The following is a 393-nucleotide window of genomic DNA, read 5'->3' on the forward strand; positions in this document are numbered from 1 at the left end:
AGTCGAACTCGGCGGCCTGGCCGATGACGATCGGGCCGGAGCCGATGACCAGGACGGACTGGATATCGGTGCGCTTAGGCACGCTGGCCCTCCATCAGGGAAACGAAGCGGTCGAACAGGTAGGCGGCGTCGTGCGGGCCCGCTGCCGCTTCGGGGTGGTACTGGACGGAGAAGGCCGGCTGGTCGAGCAGCTGCAGCCCCTCCACGACGTTGTCGTTCAGGCAGACGTGCGAGACCTCGGCGCGGCCGAACTTGGTCTCGCTGACCTTGTCGAGCGGCGCGTCCACGGCGAAGCCGTGGTTGTGCGCGGTGACCTCGACCTTGCCGGTCGTACGGTCCTGGACCGGCTGGTTGATGCCCCGGTGGCCGTACTTCAGCTTGTACGTGCCGAAG

General features: G+C 67.4%; 2 protein-coding genes. Both read right to left on the bottom strand.

Annotation, left to right across the window (positions count from 1 at the left end; genetic code table 11):
- The coding region (locus IO33_RS54475; protein ID WP_483414658.1) for a carbamoyl phosphate synthase preATP-grasp domain-containing protein at nt 1-82 on the bottom strand (82 nt) is incomplete at its 3' end.
- Nucleotides 75-393, bottom strand: a 319-nt coding sequence (locus IO33_RS0142100; protein ID WP_031174350.1) for a glutamine amidotransferase-related protein, incomplete at its 5' end; no start/stop codon positions are given. The genes IO33_RS0142100 and IO33_RS54475, both read right to left, overlap by 8 nt.

The sequence above is a fragment of the Streptomyces durhamensis genome, from assembly GCF_000725475.1.
Taxonomy (GTDB): domain Bacteria; phylum Actinomycetota; class Actinomycetes; order Streptomycetales; family Streptomycetaceae; genus Streptomyces; species Streptomyces filipinensis.